The sequence below is a fragment of the Actinoplanes sp. NPDC026619 genome, from assembly GCF_040638295.1.
GTDB lineage: Bacteria > Actinomycetota > Actinomycetes > Mycobacteriales > Micromonosporaceae > Actinoplanes.
In genome coordinates this window covers 56,546-59,150 of sequence record NZ_JBEZYA010000029.1, presented here as the reverse complement: position 1 = coordinate 59,150, position 2,605 = coordinate 56,546, and the positions used below count along the sequence as shown (strand labels likewise).

Below are 2,605 nucleotides of genomic sequence, written 5' to 3'. Positions count from 1 at the left end.
CAGAACGTCTCCTTCGCAACAGCGCGATGCCTGCTGTTTGTCAAGCTTCATCGGGTGGCCGGCATAAACGTGGCGCCAGGAGACACCCGGCCGCACGACCGTGTATCTCCTGGCACGTACCGCATAACTGACAGAATTGCGGGAGTTACTTCTTTTCCATCGCGGCGATGAGGCTCTTCGGCCGCATGTCGGTCCATGACTTCTCGATGTAGTCCAGGCAGTCCTGGCGGCCGGCCTCGCCGAACACGGTGGTCCAGCCTTGCGGCACCTCCACGAAAACCGGCCAGAGCGAATGCTGTCCCTCGTCATTGACCAGAACCAGATAACTGGCGTCGGGATCCTCGAACGGGTTCATCGAATTACCTTTCTCGGGTCGGATCTCCGTGCCTATTCCGCGGTGCAGGCACGCGGCGGACACGGCAGATTCCAACCCATCCGGACCGGCAGGACAAGGCCGCCGGAAAAACAGCGGCGACCGGCCGTTCAACCGGGTAGACGGCCGCAGTTGGACGCGGTCTGCTGGGCCCTCAGCGCCCGGGGCAAGTGCTACGACCGTAGTTGAATAACTGCTACGGTCGTGGTTCTATAAGTGCTACCGTCGTAGCAGTTCGGCGGCGCGACACGTCCGGCACACTCAGCAGTCCACGAGGGAGAGACATGACATCAGTGCTGCACGCGGAGAGGCTGACCAAGCGGTATGGGAAACATCCCGGCCTGGTCGACGCCGACCTGGATGTGCCGCCGGGGCGCGTCGTCGGCCTCGTCGGTCCGAACGGCGCCGGGAAGTCCACCTTGCTCGGCATGACCTGCGGGCTGATCAAGCCCACCTCCGGCACGATCGACGTCCTGGGCAGCCGCCCGGCCGCCAACGCGTCGCAGTTGGCCAAGGTCGGCTTCGTCGCCCAGGACACACCGGTCTACGCGAACCTGTCGGTCGGCGACCACCTCAAGCTCGGCGCTCACCTGAACAAGACCTGGGACAACAAGCTCGCCGAGCGGCGCATCAAGCAGGTCGGCCTCGACCTGTCGCAGAAGGCCGGCCGGCTCTCCGGCGGCCAGCGCGCCCAGCTCGCCCTGACCGTGGCCGCGGCGAAACGCCCTGAGCTGCTCATCTTCGACGAGCCGGTGGCCGCGCTCGACCCGCTGGCCCGCCACCAGTTCCTGCAGAACCTGATGGAGTTCGTCAGCGAGCTGGCCGTGACCGTGGTGCTGTCGTCGCACATCCTCGCCGATCTCGAGCGTGTGTGCGACTACCTGATCCTGCTGGCCGGTTCCCGGGTGCAGCTCGCCGGCAACGTCGACGTCATCATCAACGAGCACTACCGGCTCTTCGGCTCCGTGAGCGACCTGCAGAACCTGCCGGCCGAGTTCGAGGTCATCCGGGCCGAGCGCACCGGTTCGCGCAGCAGCGTCGTGGTGCGCCAGACCGGTGCCCGGTCGGTCGCTGCCCTGTTCCCGCAGGCCGAGCGGCTCGATCTGGAAGAAATGATCCTCGCGTACATGGTCCGGGCCAACGAAGGCTCCGGCGACCTCAACAACGTCTACTCACTCTCCACGGAGGCTCGGCGATGATCTGGCTCACTTGGCGGCAGTTCCGCGGCCAGTTCCTGGCGTCCATCGCCCTGCTGACAGCGCTCACGGCGTACCTGATCTATGTCGGATACACGATCCGGAACGCCTACAACACCGACATCCTCGGCTGCCTGCCGGCGAACGGCTGCGAGCTCGACAAGGTCAAGGACCTCTTCATCCAGGACCACCGCAGCATGGTCACGATCCCGGCGATCGTGCTCATCGCCGTACCCGCGATCATCGGGGTGTTCTGGGGTGGCCCGCTGATCACCCGCGAGCTCGAGACCAACACCCACCGCCTGGTCTGGAACCAGACCGTGACCCGCACCCATTGGCTCGCGGTCAAGCTCGCCATCGTCGGCCTCATCGCGATGGTCGTCACCGGCGCGCTGAGCCTCGTGCTGACCTGGGCGGCAAGCCGGTACGACCAGCTCATCGGCAGCCGGTTCGACCCGCTGTCGTTCGCCTCCCGCAACGTCGCCCCGATCGGTTACGTGATCTTCGCGTTCGTCCTCGGCACCACCGTCGGCCTGTTCCTGCGCCGCACGGTGAACGCGATGGCCGTGACCCTGCTGCTGGTCGGCGTCATCCAGCTGTTCATCCCGACGATCGCCCGGCCGTACCTTCGTCCGCCGGTCACCCAGTCGGTGGCCTACGACGCCGCGGTGCGGGAACAGGGCGGCATCCTCTCGATCAACCGGGACGCGCCGATGGCGGTGACCGGCTACGCCGTGCCGGGCGCGCTGATGCTGACCGACCACGAGGACCTGCTGACCAGCTCCGGGCAGAAGGCCGGCGCCGAGACCGTGCAGGACTGCACCGGCACCCAGGGGCAGGCACCCCAGCAGCAGGCCAACGGGCTCGACCAGTTGGAGAACTGCGTGGCGCAGCACAACCTGCACTTCTCGATCCGGCTGCAGCCGCCGAGCCGCTACTGGTCCTTCCAGTGGATCGAGTTCGCTGCCTTCCTCATCCTCGGCGGCCTGCTGTCCGGGCTCGCCTTCTGGCAGATCCGCCGGGTCCGCGGTTAGTC

General features: G+C 66.4%; 3 protein-coding genes. 2 read left to right on the top strand and 1 reads right to left on the bottom strand.

Annotated features, from left to right (window positions below):
• Window positions 1–145: 145 nt before the first annotated feature.
• The gene (locus tag AB0E90_RS42165) at window positions 146–355 is read right to left on the bottom strand and encodes an MbtH family protein (RefSeq protein ID WP_360417937.1); all 210 of its coding nucleotides are present in this window, start codon (window positions 353–355) and stop codon (window positions 146–148) included.
• A 302-nt stretch (window positions 356–657) separates the two neighbouring features.
• Here AB0E90_RS42165 and AB0E90_RS42160 point away from each other — a divergent pair, with 302 nt between their 5' ends.
• Together AB0E90_RS42160 and AB0E90_RS42155 are read left to right on the top strand one after the other, a co-directional pair.
• Entirely contained in the window at window positions 658–1,572 is a 915-nt protein-coding gene (locus tag AB0E90_RS42160) for an ABC transporter ATP-binding protein (protein WP_360417936.1), read from the top strand.
• The gene (locus AB0E90_RS42155; protein ID WP_360417935.1) at window positions 1,569–2,603 is read left to right on the top strand and encodes a transmembrane transport protein; all 1,035 of its coding nucleotides are present in this window, start codon (window positions 1,569–1,571) and stop codon (window positions 2,601–2,603) included. Before AB0E90_RS42160 ends, AB0E90_RS42155 begins: the two co-directional genes overlap by 4 nt.
• The last annotated feature ends 2 nt before the right edge of the window (window positions 2,604–2,605 follow it).

What these genes read in the sequence shown, in the direction of transcription:
- AB0E90_RS42165 (WP_360417937.1), bottom strand. Translation starts at nt 355, where the DNA reads ATGAACCCGTTCGAGGATCCCGACGCCAGTTATCTGGTTCTGGTCAAT.
- AB0E90_RS42160 (WP_360417936.1), top strand. Translation starts at nt 658, where the DNA reads ATGACATCAGTGCTGCACGCGGAGAGGCTGACCAAGCGGTATGGGAAA.
- AB0E90_RS42155 (WP_360417935.1), top strand. Translation starts at nt 1,569, where the DNA reads ATGATCTGGCTCACTTGGCGGCAGTTCCGCGGCCAGTTCCTGGCGTCC.